Annotated in this window: 20 protein-coding genes; 11 read left to right on the plus strand and 9 right to left on the minus strand. The window is 56.7% G+C overall.

The window, feature by feature from the left end; genetic code table 11:
* Positions 1–12 precede the first annotated feature (12 nt).
* On the plus strand, positions 13–1,950 hold the full coding sequence (locus RZS32_RS10550; RefSeq protein WP_317056937.1) for an OmpA family protein: 1,938 nt from the start codon (positions 13–15) through the stop codon (positions 1,948–1,950).
* A complete protein-coding gene (locus tag RZS32_RS10555) occupies positions 1,947–2,270 on the plus strand; it encodes a hypothetical protein (RefSeq protein ID WP_317056938.1) in 324 nt (107 codons plus the stop codon). The genes RZS32_RS10550 and RZS32_RS10555 overlap by 4 nt, the downstream gene beginning before the upstream one ends.
* 9 nt (positions 2,271–2,279) lie before the next feature.
* Here the strand turns inward: RZS32_RS10555 and RZS32_RS10560 are convergent, their stop codons facing one another.
* Both RZS32_RS10560 and RZS32_RS10565 read right to left on the minus strand, forming a co-directional pair.
* Positions 2,280–2,960 (minus strand): aspartate/glutamate racemase family protein, encoded by a 681-nt coding sequence (locus tag RZS32_RS10560; RefSeq protein WP_317056939.1) that lies wholly within the window; start codon positions 2,958–2,960, stop codon positions 2,280–2,282.
* 167 nt (positions 2,961–3,127) lie between these two features.
* Positions 3,128–3,841, minus strand: a complete 714-nt coding sequence (locus RZS32_RS10565) for a M50 family metallopeptidase (protein WP_317056940.1) — start codon at positions 3,839–3,841, stop codon at positions 3,128–3,130.
* Positions 3,842–3,933: 92 nt separating this feature from the next.
* Here RZS32_RS10565 and RZS32_RS10570 point away from each other — a divergent pair, with 92 nt between their 5' ends.
* Positions 3,934–4,635 carry an NAD-dependent deacylase gene (locus RZS32_RS10570; protein ID WP_317056941.1) on the plus strand — a complete coding sequence of 234 codons (702 nt, stop codon included), beginning with the start codon at positions 3,934–3,936 and terminating at the stop codon, positions 4,633–4,635.
* A gap of 147 nt (positions 4,636–4,782) precedes the next feature.
* Here RZS32_RS10570 and RZS32_RS10575 read toward each other — a convergent pair whose 3' ends face one another.
* From RZS32_RS10575 to RZS32_RS10595, 5 genes are read right to left on the minus strand one after another with little or no spacing between them, the layout of a single operon-like run.
* Complete coding sequence (locus tag RZS32_RS10575; protein ID WP_317056942.1) at positions 4,783–5,460, minus strand: DUF1028 domain-containing protein; 678 nt, start codon at positions 5,458–5,460, stop codon at positions 4,783–4,785.
* An 18-nt stretch (positions 5,461–5,478) separates the two neighbouring features.
* Entirely contained in the window at positions 5,479–6,624 is a 1,146-nt protein-coding gene (locus tag RZS32_RS10580; protein WP_317056943.1) for an aromatic ring-hydroxylating oxygenase subunit alpha, read from the minus strand.
* Between the two features lie 10 nt (positions 6,625–6,634).
* Positions 6,635–7,048: a RidA family protein gene (locus tag RZS32_RS10585; protein WP_317056944.1), complete on the minus strand. Its 414-nt coding sequence runs from the start codon at positions 7,046–7,048 to the stop codon at positions 6,635–6,637.
* A 26-nt stretch (positions 7,049–7,074) separates the two neighbouring features.
* A complete protein-coding gene (locus RZS32_RS10590; RefSeq protein ID WP_317056945.1) occupies positions 7,075–8,535 on the minus strand; it encodes a 4-hydroxyphenylacetate 3-hydroxylase family protein in 1,461 nt (486 codons plus the stop codon).
* A 16-nt stretch (positions 8,536–8,551) separates the two neighbouring features.
* Positions 8,552–9,070 carry a flavin reductase family protein gene (locus RZS32_RS10595; RefSeq protein WP_317056946.1) on the minus strand — a complete coding sequence of 173 codons (519 nt, stop codon included), beginning with the start codon at positions 9,068–9,070 and terminating at the stop codon, positions 8,552–8,554.
* A gap of 94 nt (positions 9,071–9,164) precedes the next feature.
* Here RZS32_RS10595 and RZS32_RS10600 point away from each other — a divergent pair, with 94 nt between their 5' ends.
* Positions 9,165–10,061 (plus strand): LysR family transcriptional regulator, encoded by an 897-nt coding sequence (locus RZS32_RS10600; RefSeq protein WP_317056947.1) that lies wholly within the window; start codon positions 9,165–9,167, stop codon positions 10,059–10,061.
* A 146-nt stretch (positions 10,062–10,207) separates the two neighbouring features.
* On the opposite strand, the gene RZS32_RS10605 is transcribed toward RZS32_RS10600, so the two are convergent.
* Both RZS32_RS10605 and rpmB read right to left on the minus strand, forming a co-directional pair.
* Positions 10,208–11,242, minus strand: a complete 1,035-nt coding sequence (locus RZS32_RS10605) for a fatty acid desaturase (protein WP_317056948.1) — start codon at positions 11,240–11,242, stop codon at positions 10,208–10,210.
* A 314-nt stretch (positions 11,243–11,556) separates the two neighbouring features.
* The gene (gene rpmB / locus RZS32_RS10610) at positions 11,557–11,847 is read right to left on the minus strand and encodes a 50S ribosomal protein L28 (protein WP_317056949.1); all 291 of its coding nucleotides are present in this window, start codon (positions 11,845–11,847) and stop codon (positions 11,557–11,559) included.
* 303 nt (positions 11,848–12,150) lie between these two features.
* On the opposite strand from rpmB, the gene rpoZ reads away from it, so the two are divergent.
* The 7 genes from rpoZ to acpS all read left to right on the plus strand — a co-directional run bounded on the left by rpoZ (position 12,151) and on the right by acpS (position 18,564).
* Positions 12,151–12,504: a DNA-directed RNA polymerase subunit omega gene (gene rpoZ, locus RZS32_RS10615; protein ID WP_317056950.1), complete on the plus strand. Its 354-nt coding sequence runs from the start codon at positions 12,151–12,153 to the stop codon at positions 12,502–12,504.
* A 36-nt stretch (positions 12,505–12,540) separates the two neighbouring features.
* A complete protein-coding gene (locus RZS32_RS10620) occupies positions 12,541–14,691 on the plus strand; it encodes a RelA/SpoT family protein (RefSeq protein ID WP_317056951.1) in 2,151 nt (716 codons plus the stop codon).
* A gap of 15 nt (positions 14,692–14,706) precedes the next feature.
* The gene (locus RZS32_RS10625) at positions 14,707–15,396 is read left to right on the plus strand and encodes a DUF2062 domain-containing protein (protein WP_317056952.1); all 690 of its coding nucleotides are present in this window, start codon (positions 14,707–14,709) and stop codon (positions 15,394–15,396) included.
* Between the two features lie 99 nt (positions 15,397–15,495).
* Positions 15,496–16,266 carry a pyridoxine 5'-phosphate synthase gene (locus RZS32_RS10630; protein ID WP_317056953.1) on the plus strand — a complete coding sequence of 257 codons (771 nt, stop codon included), beginning with the start codon at positions 15,496–15,498 and terminating at the stop codon, positions 16,264–16,266.
* Positions 16,263–16,700, plus strand: a complete 438-nt coding sequence (locus tag RZS32_RS10635; protein ID WP_317056954.1) for an ABZJ_00895 family protein — start codon at positions 16,263–16,265, stop codon at positions 16,698–16,700. Before RZS32_RS10630 ends, RZS32_RS10635 begins: the two co-directional genes overlap by 4 nt.
* Positions 16,701–16,716: 16 nt before the next feature.
* Positions 16,717–18,141, plus strand: coding sequence for an alpha/beta hydrolase (locus tag RZS32_RS10640; protein ID WP_317056955.1), 1,425 nt, complete (start codon positions 16,717–16,719; stop codon positions 18,139–18,141).
* A 9-nt stretch (positions 18,142–18,150) separates the two neighbouring features.
* Complete coding sequence (gene acpS, locus RZS32_RS10645) at positions 18,151–18,564, plus strand: holo-ACP synthase (protein WP_317056956.1); 414 nt, start codon at positions 18,151–18,153, stop codon at positions 18,562–18,564.
* Positions 18,565–18,574: the final 10 nt, after the last annotated feature.

Genomic DNA, 18,574 nt, shown 5'->3' on the forward strand with positions numbered 1-18,574 from the left:
AAGGGTGGTTTCGTGAATCTGCGCCTGTCTTCAGTGTTTTCGGTAGCTGGTATTTTCGCTGTCGCGTTTATTCTCTGCCTGTTTGCCGCGCGTTTTGCGGTGTCGGCCATCGAAGAGAATTCGCGCAATGCGGTGCGCGATACGCTCGATGAAAACGGTATGGTCTGGACGGAGGTCGATGCCGATGGCTTGCAGGTCTACCTTGCCGGAACAGCCCCGTCTGAGGCGACGCGCTTTCGGGCCCTGTCGATAGCCGGCAGTGTCGTGGAATCCGCGCGGATCATTGACCAGATGCTGGTCGAGGACACTGCAGGTATCGAACCACCGCGCTTTTCCGTGGAAATTTTGCGAAATGACAGCGGCATCTCATTGATCGGGTTGATCCCGGCTTCGATGGATCGTGACGACCTGCTCCTTGATGTGGCGCGACGCACCGGGGATCAGGAGATCACCGATCTTTTGGAAACCGCCGACTATCCTGAGCCGGAAACGTGGCAGGAAGCTGTCAACTATGCGGTGCGGTCGCTGGATGATCTGGAACGGGCCAAGATTTCGGTCGATGCGTCGCGGGTCGAGGTTACGGCCATGGCGGAGAGTGAACAGGATAAAACGAACCTTGAGACCGACCTGGCGCGTAGGTTGCCTGATGGGGTGCGGCTGGCCTTGGATATTTCCGCGCCTCGTCCAGTGGTGACGCCTTTTACTCTGCGGTACACTATTGAAGGCGGCGCTGGAAAATTTGATGTGTGCGCCGCCGACACTGACAATGCCCGAGAGCGTATTTTGCGGGCTGCGGGGCGCAACGGGCTGGACTACAAAGCACAGTGCACATTGGCTTTGGGTGTACCCTCGCCAAAATGGGCTGATGCAGCGGAACTGGCAATTGACGCGCTGGGTGAGTTGGGCGGTGGCAGCGTGACTTTTTCGGATGCGGACATCTCGCTTATTGCGGCCAACGGAACGTCAGAACCAATATTTGACGCTGTAGTGGGACGTCTTGAGACCTCGCTGCCAGATGTGTTCGCGCTTCACGCGGTGTTGCCTACGCCAGAGGTTGAAAACGCACTTGCGCCTGAGTTTGTAGCTACGCTTTCACCGGAAGGGTTGGTTCAGGTGCGCGGACGGGTGGACAGCGAACGCGCCCGTGAAACAATTGATAGCCTCGCCAAAGCTCGATTTGCGTCAGATGCGGTTTACACCACAGCACGGGTGGCTGAAAATCTGCCACGGGATTGGACGGTACGCACGCTGACGGCTTTAGAGGCGCTGGCCTACCTGTCGAATGGGGCTGTGACCGTAACACCGGATGCGATCAATGTCATCGGACAGACTGGCAACAAGGATGCCGAGGCGGCAATCACCAGTATGCTGGCGCAAAAGCTTGGAAACGCAGAGCAATACACAATCGACGTGTCTTACCAGGAGGCGCTTGATCCAGTAGCAAGCTTGCCCACCCCGGATGAGTGCGAGGCACAGATTGCGCAGATTCAGGTGGAGCGGAAAATCACCTTCGCCCCTAGTGAAACGACAATTGATGATATTGGTGCAGCGATCATGGATGACATCGCGGAAGTCGTTAAATCCTGTGGCGAGATCCGCATGGAAATTGGCGGGCACACGGACAGCCAGGGCCGCGAGGTAATGAACGAACAGCTGAGTCAGGCCCGGGCGCAAACCATCCTCAATGAGCTTCGGTCGCGTCAGGTTCTGACCGCGTCGATTTCGGCCAAGGGGTATGGTGAGAGTAAGCCGATTGCGGATAACGACTCTGAAGAAGGGCGCGAAGCCAATCGGCGCATTGAGTTTCGGGTGATCCGGCCCGATCCCATCAAGGAAGAGCAGACAACGCTTGAAGCGATGGAAGAAGAGGTTCAAAACGAGGATCAGGGTGAGGATGCAGGTGCGTCCCCCGAAGAACCGGAAGCTGAGGCGGAAAGCGCTGCGGAATGAACAGAACCGAATTCATCATAGCAACGGCGATCGTTCTGTTCGTGGCGTTTTGCATGGGCTGGTTCGCCAACTGGCTGGTGCACCGTTTTACACGTGTGCTGCCATCCGATGTGGGTGAGCTGGAGCGCATGTCGCAAGAGCTTCATGATGCCGAAGAGACACGGGATCAGGCGATCACTTATCTGCAGCAGCGGGAGGCGGAGTTGACCAATCAGTTAACGCAAACCGAAGCTGAGCTTTCGGCAACGATGGATGGGTTGCGAGAGGCGCGGCAGGAGGCCGAGATGTTGCGCAATGAGCTGTCCAAGGTGCGCACTTAAAATCCAGTTTTAGCTTTTGGCGAAGGTGACAACCGCGTCGCACAGGCAGGTTAGGCTGTCAGTTGTGGGCATGTCATTGGGCAGGGCACCCTGCAGTGGTGAAAGCTCTGTGTTAGCGACAAGGATATGTTCGGCACCTTGATCTAAAAGATCGTTCGCTATGGCTTGCAGGTTCTGTTCAAGACCGGCGCTCTGCTTTCCGCTTTTGGCGGCGGCAATGAGGTTGGACATCCCAGCCTCATCTTTCAGCCAAACAGGTGTCAGCCCCCTGGCGTCGAAGATTGCATCGAACACCTCGAATGTGCGACAGGCCGGTGCCGCCAAGAGGCCAATTTTGTTTGCGCCGCTCGCTTGGACCTGCGTCGCGGAAAGTTCAATGATATCAAGGAACGGCAAGGTCGTGGCATGGCTGACAGCCAGGGAATAGTGGTGCGCTTCGACATTCGGCATGGCGAGCGCTTGTGCGCCCGCGCGTTCAAGATCCTGTGCCATGCTCATCAAGGCAGGCATGGGTTCGCGGTCGTCACCGCCGTCAACAAGGGTCACGCGCGGCGGTAGTTGCGGGTTGTGATTGAGGATCAGTGGGATGTGATGGCTGCTATCCTGCGCTTGCGAGGCAGACAACAGCCTTTGCATCACAAGAACTGTGGTCTGCGGAACCATGCCGCCTAGGATGCCGATGGGCTTCATCTTGGAGAACTCATTTTACTGCTCGTACTCTGTCACGCTGCGTGGGGTCTTTTGCCCAAGCTTGGCGCAGACATAGCAGGTTTTCGCAGTTTTTGAAGCGGGTTTGCGCAGAGGTTCGTCGGACGTGAGGGGATTGGTTTGCCAACCGACCTTCGAGCAGGCGTTGATCAGGCCAGGCGTTGTCTCATCATTGACCAATGCAGGGGAATAGATGGGATGAAGAACAAAATCCACCATCCAAGACCAAACGCGATCAACATGGCGGGAATCCAGAGCACGGACAACACAAGGCCGACGGCACCGGTGATGACCATGGCATAGTCCTGCCGCACAAGACGCAAAAGGCCCAGATGAAAGAGCTTGCCGCCATCAAGAGGCTGTACCGGGATCAAGTTGAAGATCGCAAGGAACCCGTTGATATAGGCAAACAGCCCGAGCACTTCGGCAATGGTGGCCTGTGGGCTGTTGAACAGAATTTCCGGATTTTCGTACCCGGATGCCTGGGCAAAGATGCTGTCCCACATAACATTCGAAATCAATGAAAACACCGCCCAAAGCACGATGTTCACAATTGGGCCCATAGCAACGATGAATTCCTGCTCGTATGCTGTGGCAGAGCGCGCACGCTCGCAAAACCCGCCGCCGCCATAAAGCATGATGCGACGCACCGGAATACCCTGGATCAGACAGGCCCAGGCGTGGCCGAGTTCGTGCAGGAAGATCGACACGAAAAGCAGGGCAATAAAGGTTGCCGTCCAGGCGACATCGGTGCCGCCGGTGTAGAAATAGAAGCCCAGAAGCAGTACAAGCGAGGCGCCGATCTGAATAGGAACGCCAAAGGGGCCGCGGAACTCGAAAATCGGGTTATTGTCGTTGAACAAATGAATATTTCCAGGCGTTTAAAGACTTTTGCGCATAATGAGCGTAGTGTGATTTTGATACCGTTAAGTGGCAAGTTGAGCAAAACTAAGGCATGAAAAAGGTTGTTATTCTGACAGGTGCCGGAATTTCGGCCGAAAGCGGGTTGGGCACGTTTCGCGACGAAGGCGGGCTTTGGGCACAGCATGCGATTGAGGATGTGGCCACGCCCGAAGGCTTTGCCCGTAACCCGGGCCTTGTGCACGAGTTCTACAATGCGCGCCGGGCGCAGGCGGTCGAGGCCAAACCCAATGAGGCGCATTTTGCGCTAGCGCGGCTGGAGGCAGAAATTGATGGTGAAGTGCTTGTTATCACACAGAATGTCGATGGGATGCACGAGGCTGCGGGCAGCCGGAATGTGATCCACATGCATGGCGAATTGGCCAAAGCGCTGTGCCAGTCTTGTGAGCATCGTTGGCAGGCGCCATTAGTGATGTCGCCGGAGGATCCTTGCCCCAGTTGCGGAGAAGCCGCCACGCGACCGGATGTGGTGTGGTTTGGCGAAATTCCCTATGCGATGCACGTAATAGACCCCGCGCTCGCCGAGGCGGATATATTCGCCGCTATTGGCACTTCGGGGCAGGTGTATCCGGCGGCAGCTTATGGTCAGCATGCGCGAAGGATGGGGGCGCACACGGTGGAGTTGAACCTTGAGGCTTCTTCGGCATCACGCGACTTTGCTGAGCACCGAAGGGGTAAAGCGAGTGAGGTTGTGCCGGTTTGGGTGGAAGAGATTTTGGATGTTTGCGGCACATAAATCGGCTGTTTTTGCGACTCAAAGGTTAACGCCCATATTTCGCGGGTATTTGGACGTCGGTATGAAATCGGTATCACGTCGGTATTGCGTCGGTGCGGGGCCGGTTCAGCATGATGTTTAACGCGGCGTGCGTTGCAACCGTGGCCTTTATGGATCGCCGGCGACGCCGTAGCTGGGGGCGGCTGAGGGGTCGATCGCTCTGTTAAGATAATCGTTCATCTGCGGCTCATAGGCGTGCCACAGGCTACGAAGTTTTTCGATCGGCCCATTGTCTTCCCAATCCACGCGCAGATCAACGAGGTAGAAGGGCATTTTGTCGGCGACGATGAGAGCGGCGGAATGTACCGGGCCTTCTTCTCCGCCTGCGGCCAGCCCGCCTTCGATGCCGCTGAGCAGACGTTCGGCCAAATGGGCAGACGGATCTGCCATGAACCCATCTGTGATGGCCTTTGCCACCGCGGTGGATGACAAAAGATTGCCCGCCGCGACACAGTGAGTGTCTTCGCTGATGGCATTGGTTCCAAGAATATGCGCGCCAGTGAAATGTGCGGTTGTACCCTTGGCATCTACGGCGGTCAGTTGGCGGTAGTCGATATTGTCCCGGCCTTGGACGACGCTTGCAATGGCCTCGCTTGCGGAGTGCCCGGCCTCCATTGCGTTGAGCACCAATGTGGCCAGATGCGGGTCGGTGATGTTCTGTGTGGCGACTGCCCCGACACCGGCGCGGGCGTGCGGGCAGCGGGAGCCGACGGAGATGGACGAGGTCGTAATGGCGACGCCAAACTGCCCGGTGCGCTGGCAATGTCCTGCGATGGAAAAGGTCATGTGGTTGGCTGCCTTTGCTCAGGTCCCGTCGCCCAACCGGCGCGAGAGGTATTTCTGAAAGTCGTGGATTTCGCGCTCCAGCCAGCTCAGCGGGCCTGGGGCGGCTTGTGAAGCGGCTGATCCGGCGAAGATGCCTTCGACAACCTGACGGTCTTCTGTGTTCACATGTTCAAAGAAGGTGACAAGATCATCAATCCAGGCTTGCCGCTCATCCGCATATCCGAGCTCTGCATCCACTTCGGGCGCGATGGCCACGCCAAAGCGGACATCGACCTGTCCGACACCCTTGGGACGCAGGCTGAGATACCAAAGGTGATCCGGGGCGAGGACGTACATGTGTGTGGGAAACACGGTTGGCAAAACGGATGTGATGCGCCAGTTGCCTTCCAAGCGCTCATTATTGGGATGCGCATGCCCGTAGGTCGCGTTGCCGACCTTTTGGAACGTCTGGTAGGTGAACGCGTCGTGCACGTCTTCGGGGAACACCGTTTTTTCAACCGGGAACCATGCGCCCACGGTGGCCTTGTGCGCCACGGGCAAATGGTAGCCTTCCATGAAGTTTTCGGTCAGCAGTTTCCAGTTCGTGTTCCAGACATGCTCTTCATGGACCACGGGCACATAATGCTCCATGCCGTATCGCTCGACCACGTCGTGCAGAGGCGCAAGAATATCCGCAACCGGCGGCGCATCGGGGTTGAGCGTGACGTAAATCCAGCCATTCCAGATTTCGGTGCGGACCTCTGGCAAGCAGATGGATTTTTTGTCGAAGCTTTCCGTGCGCTCCATATGACCTGCGCCGATCAATTTGCCCGATAGATCATAAGTCCAGGCATGATACGGGCAGACCACGCGGCTGGTGCATCCCTTGCCTTCCAAAAGCTGCATCATCCGGTGGCGACACACATTTGAAAATGTTTTGATCTCACCCGCCTTGTCACGGATCGTGAAAATCGGGTCGCCTGCGATGCTGAACGTGATGTAGTCGCCCGGATTGGGGATTTCTGCGGCCAAGCCGGGGCATAGCCAGTCCTGCCGGAATATCGCGTCCGTTTCCCGCTTGGCGACGGCCTCGTCACGATAGAGCCTCGGATCAGCGCTCATTGCGCGTTCAAGAGGCCCGTTGGCTGTGAGCGCGAGTTGCTCAAGGAGAAGGGAGGCGGTCATCAGTTGAACCTCAGTCTGGGATCACAGCGGTCACTTCGATTTCAACCACCCATTCGGGTCGCGCAAGGGCAGGCACAACAAGACCGGTGGAACAGGGGTGCACCCCTTTGAGCCATTTGCCCATCTCCTGATAAACCTCTTCTCGGTACCGGATGTCAGTCAGGTAGACAACGATACGGCACACGGCCTCCATCGTGGTTCCCGCCTCTTCGAGAAGCATCTGGATGTTTGCCATGGTTTTGGCGGTCTGTTTGGTCACGTCGCCCACATGCAGGCTTTCCCGTGTATCCAGATCCTGGCTGACCTGACCGCGTAGAAAGACCATGGTGCCTTTGGCCACGACCCCCTGGCTCAGGTCGTTGTCGAGGTTCTGTTCCGGATAGGTCTCTTTGGTGTTGAAGGGGCGAATGCGTTTGTGAAGCATGGGATCGTCCTGCGTATGGGTTTGGCCTAGTGCCGGGTGCCTTTGCCCCAGACGTTATCTGACAGGTCTGCCGCTTTGTGCGCAAATTCCAGCGGGCCTTGCCAGTCAAAATTGCGATAGACAGCGGCCAGCTGGGCAAAGGGCGGCGATTGCGCAAAGAGTTGGAAGGTGAGGCGATGGCCGGCATAGTCCGAATTCAGCAGATCGCGCGCGAGGCTGAGAAGGCGGCGACGGTCATCGGCCACCCATTCATCATTGATGGAATAGAACTTGTCCATCCACGGCTTGGTGTCCGCTGCGGCGAAAGTGGCCGCATCGGGTGTCACGCAGATCTGACCGCCGCAGAGCTCTCGTGCCATATGCATCATGCGTGGCAGGTTGGTCAGGGCGTGCACCCGGCCAGACATCAGCATGGACTGGTTGGGCATCAACAGGCCATTGGGGCTTTTCTCAGCGGTGGCAATCGAGGCCGTCAGGAAGGCATCGATGCCTTCGCGCCAGACGGCCAGTTCGCTCAGTTTCTCTTGCACGGCTTGCTGTTTGTCGAGGCCGGTTTGTTTCACGTTCCAAAGCGCGGCACCGATGATGAGGTCGGCGTAGCTCAGCGTGCGCTGCACAAACGGGAAGGCGGAATACCGGTGCAGGGTGGTGCGGATGAAGGCGGCGGCGCGGGTATGCTGGTAGAACAGAACATCCTCCCAGGGGATCAGCACGTCGTCGAGAATCATTAGCGTGTCGATTTCGTCTACGCGGTTGGACAGAGGATAGTCGTTCGACCCTGCGCGACCGGCAAATCCGGTCCGGCAGATATGCTTCACTCCCGGTGCGTTCATTTTGACGATGCAGCCAAGCGCGTAGTCGCTGAGTTTGTCATTGCCCCAGTTCGCAATCGTGGGTTTCAGGAAGGCCTGATTGGAATAGGCCGCCGCGGTTTCATACTTCGCGCCACGAATGACGATCCCGGCATCGGTTTCCTTGACCACATGCACCAGCATATCCGGGTCCTGATCCTGCGGCGCCTTGGAGCGGTCGCCTTTGGGGTCAGTGTTGGCCGAGACGTGGAACGGATCATCCTTGATGCATTGATGGATGTGCCGTTCGATGTTGGTGGCAAAACGCGGGTCAATCTCGTTCAGGATGTCTTTGCCGTCCCAAAGTGACCACATCTCACCAATGGTCTCGTCGCCCATACGTGTGACCACACCGCCGATGTCGTTCATCACCAGATCAACGGCGTCGCGTTTGTCTTGCCAGTCCTGTTTTTCATACGGAAGACGCAGGCCTATGGCGAACCGTTCACCTTGCTCTTCATAAGTCATCGCGTCCTGGGTCTTGGGGTCGTGCTGCATGTCGTAGATGCGCGCACGGATATCGATCACCGGCTTGAACTGTGGGTGATTGCAGGGGTCATCGACGCGCTCTCCACCGATCCAGATTTCACGGCCATCATTGAGGGAGTCGCGGTAGTCGTTTCCAGTACGGATCATGGTGTCATCCTTTGGGTCAAAGCGGTCGCAGGGCTTGATAGGTGCGTTTGGAAAAGGCGAGTGGAGCGGCATCCTGGCTTATTGCGCGCGCCACGCGGCCTATGAAAATTCGGTGTGTGCCAGCATCATAACTTGTTTCGATATGACAATCGAAACTGGCCAGCGCTGACGATAAGAGCGGCGCAGTGGTTGCGGCCCTCTCCCATTCGGCACAAGAAAAATCGTAGGGTGTCACGTCGCCCGGGCGGCCGGCAAAACAATTTGCGATTTCGGCCTGATCATCGCCCAGCAGGTTCACGCAGAAGACACCATTTGCCTCAATCGCTGTTACGGACGGGCTGCGGCGGTTGATGCAAACGAGAACCAGAGGCGGCTCAGCCGAGACCGAGGAAAACGCACTGACTGTTACGCCGAAACGGCCTGAGGGGCCATCTGTTGTGACAACGGACACCTGTGTGGCGGCGCCGGCCATAGCGGCGATGAACCTGTCGGGGTTTTCGTGTGGCATCGGCGCATTGCGAAACATGGCTGTCATTGAGTCAGTCTCCTGTTTCACCAATCTGTAGCAAACCCCAGTCATTTTACAAAATTCATTGTATTTATTAAAGTATTAGCTTTTAACTAATGATATGCATCGCTTTACACTGCGACAGTTGGAATACCTGCTGACCTGCATTGACATGCGGTCTGTGGCAGGTGCCGCCGAAAAGCTCAGCGTGTCGCAGCCCACAATTTCCGTGGCCATAACCAAACTTGAAGAACAGCTTGGAGTGCAGCTGCTTTTGCGTCATCCATCGCGCGGGGTGGCGCCGACGGCCGCGGCAGACAAGATCTTGAATTCAGCCCGCAGTCTTCTTGCGCATGCTGCGGATCTGGAGCGGCAGACGATGGAGACCGGCAGCCACCTGGAAGGCGAGTTGCGGCTGGGAAGCTTCAGCACTTTGGCTCCGGCGGTCTTGCCTGGGTTGATACAATCGCTGAGCCAGCAACATCCCGGAATCCAGTTGCGCCTTCGCGAAGGGACACAGGATCAAATGATTGCGGCGCTTCAATCCGGTCAATTGGATCTGGCGCTGCTCTATGACATCAATTTGCCCGACGACGTTCACACGACCCCGCTTGCAACACGCGCGCCCTACGCGGTGCTTGGGATGAACCACCCGCTTGCTCAATGCGAGGAAGTCTCCCTTTGCTATCTGGCGAAGGCCCCATTGATCCTTTTGGACGTCCCGCCCAGCCGGGAGTATTTTTTGGGGCTATTCCGCAGCGCAGGGCTGGAGCCAAGGATTGCCTACAGTACTCCGTCCATTGAAATGGTGCGCGGCATGGTGGGATGCGGATTGGGATATTCTTTGCTCGTTACAAGACCCAAAGGCGACACCACGTATGATGGGCATAACCTGGCCATCAGACCGTTGACGGATGATGTCGAATACAGCGCAATGGTCCTCGCGCGCCTTGCCACGCTGCGGCCCACCCGGCTGATGTCTCGTTTCGAAGAGATTGCGGTGGATTTTGTTCAGTGATGCAAGTCGTGCGGTAGGGTTCATTCAACAAGAAGACGCGTCTGTGTGATGTTTATCAGGGACTTTACTGCAGTTGAACGCCATCGCGCGGCTCTTGGGGCTCTTCCGCCTCAGGCTCAAAACGACCGTTCACATTTACGATTGTTCTAAGGGTAGAGGGCCCTCGCGTTGGCGAACGAGAGGAGCTTTCTGGTATCTTCATCCCAGAGATGGAGCCGGGCATTGGCGAGGCTTTCGCGGATCGTCATACGGTTGCTTTTGGCCAGCGCATCATGGTCGCGGAGAACTTCCGGCAATCGATAGAACGGAATGCGGCTGTAGAGGTGATGCACGTGATGAATCCCAATATTGGCAGTGAACCATTGCAGCACAGGAGGCATTATGTAATGCGAACTTCCCTGCAACGCGGCCTCATGTAGTTGCCAATCGCCGTCAGCTTCCCAATGGGTGGTCTCAAATTGGTGCTGAACATAGAAAAGCCATACACCAGCCGTGGCAGCCAGCAGCGTAGATGGCAGAAAAATCAACAGGATTGGCATGAGGCCACCGAAGTACACGATGATGGCCAACCCAACGAAAATACCCGTATTCGTGCACATGGCACTGAGCCAGTATTTACCAATGGCCATGAAACCTAACGGTATACGGTTCCGGACAAGGAACAGATAGCCTGGTCCCAAGCCGAATAGGATGATCGGGTTGCGGTAGAGCCGGTACACCAGACGGTTCATCGGTGAGAGGTCGCGATATTCCGCCACGGTGAGCGTGTTGATGTCGCCTATGCCGCGACAACCCAGGTTGCCGGATGAACTATGATGGATGGAGTGCGAGCGCCGCCAAACGTCATAAGGTGTCAGCGTGAGAACTCCAATCACCCGCCCAAGCCAATCACTGACGTTACGGTTCTTGAAGAACGCACCATGGCCGCAGTCATGTTGGATGGCGAACAGGCGCAAAAGGAAAGCCGCATTGAAAAGCGAAATGGCGAGCGTCAGCCAATAACTGTAGGACAGTGACCACCAAGCGAGAACCCAAAATAAAACAAATGGGCCAATGGTGATGCAGAGTTCGATGCAACTGCGCAGGCTGCTGGGCTCACGGTATTCAGCAAGTATGCTAACCCAGTCCTTTGCCTCCCGAGTACCAGGATCTATCTCACAATCGACTGGAGCAATGGTCATTGGCCCGTATTCCTTGTTTTTTTGATATCATTGTTAAACGATTTGTGCGGACTGGGAAATGGCGGAAACGGTCTCATATCCAATCAACCGAAAAGTTCATTGGGAAAACCGGGTCATTTAAGAGAATGAATTTCAGCTTTGCGGATAAAGTGGGTTCCGAGCGTCCTCGCGAGGCTTTTTGGCTAAAATAGCTTTGAGCTCAAACCCGCCGTTTGATGGCCAATGTCGGAATCGTAGGATGCACGCCCCCTAAACAGGCAAACAAAAAGCCCCGCTTAATTGGGCGGGGCTTTCAAAATCACATATGCAAGACCTCAGGCGTTCGCGGCCTGCGCTTTGGCGATTTCTTTTTTCACTTTGAGCGCGCGGTCCGAGAGTTCGGAGTCCTTGGCTTTGGCCAAAAACGCGTCGAGGCCGCCGCGATGGTCTACGCTGCGCAGAGCCGCAGCTGAGATCCGCAGTTTGATGCCACGGCCGAGCGTTTCGGACTGCAGCGTCGTATCGTTCAGGTTCGGCAGGTAACGGCGCCGGGTCTTGTTGTTTGCGTGGCTCGAGTTGTTGCCAACCATCGGGCCTTTTCCGGTCAGTTCGCAGCGGCGCGACATGGGTTTATCCTCGTGTTGGGCGGGCGATGTGCCGCCTTCTCAATACAAATGGGCACCGCCCCTGGCAGCGCCCCAAATTCCGTTGGGCGTCTTTACGGTCAAAGACCTGAGGCGTCAAGGGATTCGGGTGTCTTTCCTTACGGGAAATACTGCCATACGGGCGAGCTGTCCCGATTTGCTGTGTTTCATGGGGAAAATAGGCGCGAGATCCGCGGCGGACAGGCGCAAATCTGTGCTTGTAAACATATGCCATAGTCTTTAGGTACAGGGCTTCTTGAGACATTTGCCCAATTCGGAGGTCATATGGCCCGCGTCACAACAGAAGATTGCGTTGATAAGGTCCCGAACCGGTTTGATCTGGTCATGCTGGCGGCTCATCGTGCGCGTGAGATTTCCGCTGGCTCTCCGATCACTGTGGATCGTGACAATGACAAGAACCCGGTTGTGGCCCTGCGCGAGATCGCAGAAGAGACCCAGCCGGCGGATGACCTGCGGGAACGTCTGATTGAATCGAACCAGAACCAGATCGAAGTGGACGAGCCTGAAGAGGACTCGATGGCGCTTTTGATGGGGGATGAGGCCGAGAAGCCCGCCGAAGATGATATGTCCGAAGAAAAACTGCTTCGGGCGTTGATGGAGGCGCAGGGGCAGGGCTAAGCCCCGCGCGCACCCTGCCTGGGGAAGCGGAGCGCAATGATTGCTGCCGATAACCTGATTGATCTGGTTCGCGCCTATAACCCCAAAACCGACGAAAACTTGATTCGCGATGCCTTTGAGTTTGGCCGCGACATGCATGAGGGGCAGTACCGGCATTCCGGTGAGCCGTATTTCACGCATCCTGTGTCTGTCGCCGCCATATTGGCCGAACAGCGGCTTGATGATGCAACGATTGTCACGGCGCTTTTGCATGACACGATTGAAGATACGCGCGCCTCGTTTGATATCGTGGCGCAGCGCTTTGGCCGGGAAGTGGCCGATCTTGTGGATGGCGTCACGAAACTGACCAATCTGCAGCTGTCGAGCACGGAAACCCAGCAGGCTGAAAACTTTCGCAAGCTTTTTATGGCGATGTCGAAAGATCTGCGTGTCATTCTGGTGAAGGTCGCTGACCGTTTGCATAACATGCGCACGATCCGGGCCATGCGTCCGGAAAAACAGCTCAAGAAAGCGCGCGAGACTATGGATATCTATGCGCCTCTGGCAGGGCGTATGGGCATGCAATGGATGCGCGAAGAGCTAGAGGATCTGGCGTTTCGGGTGATCAATCCTGAGGCACGGGCCTCGATCATGCGGCGGTTTATCACGCTTCAGAAGGAAGCAGGCGATGTGATCGAGAGGATCACCGGAGATATGCGCGCAGAGCTGCAGGGCGCAGGGCTGGAAGCCGATATTCTGGGGCGGGCAAAAAAACCCTACTCAATCTGGCGCAAGATGCAGGAAAAGGAGATGGGCTTTTCCCGGCTGAGCGATATTTACGGGTTTCGCGTGGTCACTGGGTCGGAAGAGGATTGTTATCGCCTGCTCGGCGTCATTCACCGCCGCTGGCGCGCGGTGCCGGGGCGGTTCAAGGACTATATCAGCCAGCCTAAGTCAAACGGATATCGGTCTATTCACACCACGGTTTCCGGACGGGACGGCAAGCTCGTCGAGGTGCAGGTACGCACGCGGCAGATGCATGAAGTGGCCGAGACCGGTGTTGCGGCGCATTGGTCCTATAAGGATGGTGAGCGGGCGGAGAATCCGTTTGCGGTGGATCCGGCGAAATGGATCTCATCCCTGACTGAACAGTTTGATGCCGAGGAAGACCACGAGGATTTCCTCGAAGCGGTCAAGCTTGAGATGTATTCGGACCAGGTATTCTGCTTCACGCCCAAGGGGGATGTGATCAAGCTACCGCGGGGCGCAACCCCGATTGATTTTGCCTATGCGATCCACACGCGAATTGGCAATGCCTGTGTCGGGGCCAAAGTGGACGGGATGCGCGTGCCGCTTTGGACGCGGATCAAGAACGGACAGTCGGTCGATGTCATCACCGCGGACGGGCAGACGCCACAGGCGACATGGCTGGATATCGCGACCACCGGCAAGGCGCGTGCTGCGATCCGGCGGGCCCTACGTGAGCTGGACCGGGATCGCTATATCAGGCTTGGGCGCGAGTTGGCGCGCGCTGCCTTTGAGCATGTGGGCAAGAAGCCTACGGACAAGGCATTGGAACGGGCGGCCAAGACGCTTCGTTTGAAAAACCACGATGAGGTTCTGGCGCGGCTGGGCAGTGCAGAATTGACGGCTCAACAAGTTTTGAACGCGGTTTATCCCGACTTGTCGCCGGGTACTGGCGCCGAAGTGCGCTGGGATCGTGCGGTGATCGGTCTTGCCCCGGATCAGCGATTTGATCGCGCACCCTGTTGTCAGCCTTTGCCTGGGGAACGCATTGTCGGGATCACCTATCGTGGCAAGGGTGTTGTCGTGCATGCCATTGACTGTGCAACGCTGCAGTCTTTTGAAGAACAACCGGAACGCTGGGTGGACCTGCATTGGCATGGCGGACGACATCCGGCGGTTTATGATGTCACGCTGGATGTCACGATTGGCAACGATGCGGGTGTACTTGGGCGGATTTGCACATTGATTGGAGAGCAGAAGGCCAATATCTCTGACTTGACGTTCATAGATCGAAAACCGGATTTTTACCGGCTGATGGTTGACGTCGAACTGAGAGATGCAGAACACCTGCATGGGGTGATTTCTGTTGTGGAAGCTGAGAGCGATGTGGCCGCGGTTGAGCGGTTCAGGGATGTCGCACTTGGTTTGGGCAATGGGTCTGAGCCTGGAAAGAACGAGTAACAGGAGCCGCTTCCAGTGGTCTTTAAGCGCCGAGACAAGCTGCCCTGGTGGAAGGCCACATTGCAATTTCTGTGGCCCAAGAGCGGTTGGTCGCGCGCTTTCCAATATGTCAAACATCGGGTTCGTCGCTTGCCAGACCCACCTCACAGGATCGCGCGTGGAATTTTTGCGGGCGTCTTTGTCACTTTTTCTCCCTTCTTTGGGCTGCACTTCTTTCTGGCTGCCGGGTTGGCGTGGATTATGCGGGGCAATATCGTTGCGTCGCTCTTGGCGACGTTTGTCGGCAATCCGGTCACGTTTCTGGCGATTGGCGCATCGTCGTTGCAAACCGGATATTTCCTCTTGGGGATCCGCAATGTGCCAGAGTTCCACGAGCACGGTACTTTGGGGACAAAGTTTGTCGATGCGGGGCGAGATCTGAAAGACAATATTTGGGCGATGTTTACTGAGGCGCGCGCGGATTGGACGCGGCTTGATATTTTCTATGACGAGGTGTTTTTTCCGTACATGGTGGGTGGGGTTATTCCAGGCCTTATATCAGGAATTATTGCTTATTATCTGAGCCTTCCGGTTATTCAGGCCTATCAGAACCGTCGCAAAGGGCGGCTTAAGGCAAAACTAGACGCCTTTAAGGAAAAAGCAGCTGAGAAGAAGGTGAAATCCAAGGCTAAGGACAGCGGTGTGTCGGGTGGGCCAAACGTTTGAAGATATAGAAATGCTTGCTTGAGTGCGCTTTCGGCTGACGCCTGAACAAAATCGCACTAGATTTGGTATTGAATTGAGACTCAAGCCAAGGAGAGCGCCATGTCTGCCGTTGGAGCGTTGCGTTTAGGTGTGAACATTGACCATGTCGCCACAGTGCGGAATGCCCGCGGTGGGGATTATCCCGATCCGATCCGTGCCGCAAAGCTGGCAGAAGAGGCCGGGGCAGACGGGATCACGGCGCATTTGCGCGAAGATCGGCGACATATCTCGGATGCGGATATTGACGGTCTGATGGCTGCGCTGGACGTGCCGCTCAATTTTGAGATGGCGGCAACCGATGAGATGCAGGCGATTGCCCTGCGTCACAAACCGCATGCGGTGTGCATTGTGCCCGAAAAGCGAGAAGAGCGCACCACGGAAGGCGGGCTGGAAGTGGCGCGCGAGGAAAACAAGCTGGCGCACTTCATTGGGCCTTTGCGCGAGGCCGGGTGCCGGGTTTCGATCTTTATCGCGGCGGATTCCAAGCAGATTGATGCGGCAAACCGAATAGGAGCGCAGGTGATTGAATTGCATACTGGCGCCTATTGCGATGCCCATTCTGAGGGGCGCTTTGAAGAACGCGACGCAGAGCTTAAAAGCCTGCGGGAAATGTCGGCTTATGCGCATTCGCTTGGGCTTGAAGTGCATGCCGGGCATGGCCTGACCTATGAAACCGTTGCGCCCGTGGCGGCGTTTCCCGAAGTGATGGAACTCAATATCGGGCATTTCATTATTGGTGAGGCGATTTACCGTGGTCTGGCGCCCGCAATCCTCGAAATGCGCAGGATCATGGATGAAGCGCGGGGCGAGCCGCTTAGGCCTGCGGGATGAGCTGGCTGCGCTATGCGCTGGTGTTTCTGGCCGTGGCCATTGGCGTCGCGCAACTGGTGCTTTGGCTGAACGCGGAGCAAGGCACGACATTGGGGTCAGCCGCGCAGTTGATGGTGCCTGCGATGATTGCAGCCCTGGTTGAGGGGCAACAGGTGGCCAAACAGCAAAGACTTGTGCCGCGCGGTGCGCAGGCATGGCAGTTTGCAATTGTCGCGACAGGTGTGGCCTTAACGCTGAACTTGGCGTTGGTCTATTCTGGCCCAGCGGTCGCGCCGGAGTTTGCCAAGCTGGCCATCGCGCCGGTTCTGTCCAAGCAGTTTTTGATCCTTCTGGGCCTTTATGCGCTGGGCTATCTCATTGCCAATCGGTTTTTCTATTCATTGGGGGCAGGCAATCAACTGAGCCTGATGAAGAACCGGGACGAGGCGGAGTGAACAAGGTGCTGCGGCCTTGAACATCCGTTGGGGCAGATGGCGTTTGGCCGGGGCGCTCGTTCTGTTGATCTGGAGCGTTTGGACCCTTGAGCAGGCGCGATCCGGCGTCAGCATTGAAGAGACGATGATTGGGCAGACACCCGTAACGGTGATGCAAGGAGAGGTGGATGCCCCCGCAGTTGTTGTGGCGCATGGGTTTGCTGGCTCGCGGCAGATGATGCAGGGCTATTCGCTATTGCTGGCGCAGGCTGGATACCGGGTATTCGCCTTTGATTTTGAAGGTCATGGCCAGCATCCGGTGCCAATGTCTGGGGATGTGAATGCAATTGAGGGTACGACGCGGCTGTTGATGAAACAGACGCAGGAGGTCGTGGCGGCTGCGCGGCAGGGGGATGCGCCGATCGCCTTGCTCGGGCACTCCATGGCGACCGACATCCTCATTCGTGTAGCTTTAGAGACAGACGGGATTGGGCCGCTTGTTTTGCTATCTGCCTTTTCGAAAGCAGTGACTGCGGACATGCCGCGCGACATGCTTTTAATAACCGGGGCGTGGGAGCCCGGTCTGCGGGAGTTTGCCCTGGAAACTGCAGCGGAGGCGACGCCAGCTGCCAATCGGGGAGCCTTTGTCGCGCCGGCGGTCGAGCATGTCTCTATCCTTCATTCCCGCGCCGGGCGAGAGGCCGCGCTGAGATGGATGAATGCATTTTACCAGCGTGATGAGGTGCCCTTCGTTAAACAGACAGGCTGGTCATTGATGGGGGTACTGGCGGCTATTACTCTGCTTTTCCCGGCCATTGCAAAGCTCGTACCGGTCAGGACTGTCGTGCCAGAACCTGTAAGCTGGCGCCTGTTTACCTTGGCCGCGATCCTCCCGGCGCTGTTCACTCCGCTTATTGCATCGGTGATCGGCATAAAAGTCCTGCCGGTTCTGGTCGCAGATCACCTCATGGTTCATCTGCTGGTCTTCGGAGCGTTGCAGCTGGCGGTTTTATTTTGGTTCAATCGGCGCATTGAGAGGCCCAGCGTTGTCGGGGCGGCGTTGCTTCTTTTCTGGACAATAGTCGTTTTTGGGTTTGCGCTGGATCGTTACGGCGCAAGCTTTTGGCCCACATCGGAGCGTTGGGGGATTATCGCGGTTCTGACACTGGGCGCGGTGCCCTTCATGCTGGCGGACGCAACGCTCACGTTCGGCGTCACATTGGTTCAGCGTATTTTCGCGCGTGCGGCGTTTCTAGCGTCATTGGGCATTGCGGTGGCTCTAGATTTTGAAGCGCTTTTCTTTCTTATCATGATCGCGCCGGTCATTGTTCTGTTTTACCTCAGTTTTGGGTATATGGGCCGGGTAAGTGCGCTTCGGTCCGGGCCAACCGGCGCGGGTTTCGCACTCGGGCTGGCACTGGCCTGGGCGATTGGGGTCAGTTTTCCGCTCTTTGCGGCGTAAGGGGAAGAGATGATTTTAGGTGTGGGCACGGACCTGGCGAATATCGAGCGTATCACCGGCACGCTGGAGCGTTTTGGTGACCGATTTCGCAACCGTGTGTTTACGGATACTGAACAGGCCAAAGCCGAACGGCGCAAGGATGTGGCAGGCACCTATGCCAAGCGTTGGGCCGCGAAGGAGGCATGCTCGAAGGCATTGGGCACAGGGCTTCGCATGGGGATTTCCTGGAAAGATATGTCGGTTGAAAACCTTGAGACAGGGCAGCCAGTGATGAGTGTCACAGGCTGGGCGGCCGAACGATTGGCGCAGATGACGCCACCGGGGCACGAAGCGACCATTCATGTGAGCCTGACCGATGATCACCCTTGGGCGCAGGCTTTTGTTGTGATCGAATCAAAACCTAAGAACATTGAACAGCCATAAGACAGGTGCA

This window comes from Roseovarius sp. W115, from assembly GCF_032842945.2.
GTDB lineage: Bacteria > Pseudomonadota > Alphaproteobacteria > Rhodobacterales > Rhodobacteraceae > Roseovarius > Roseovarius rhodophyticola.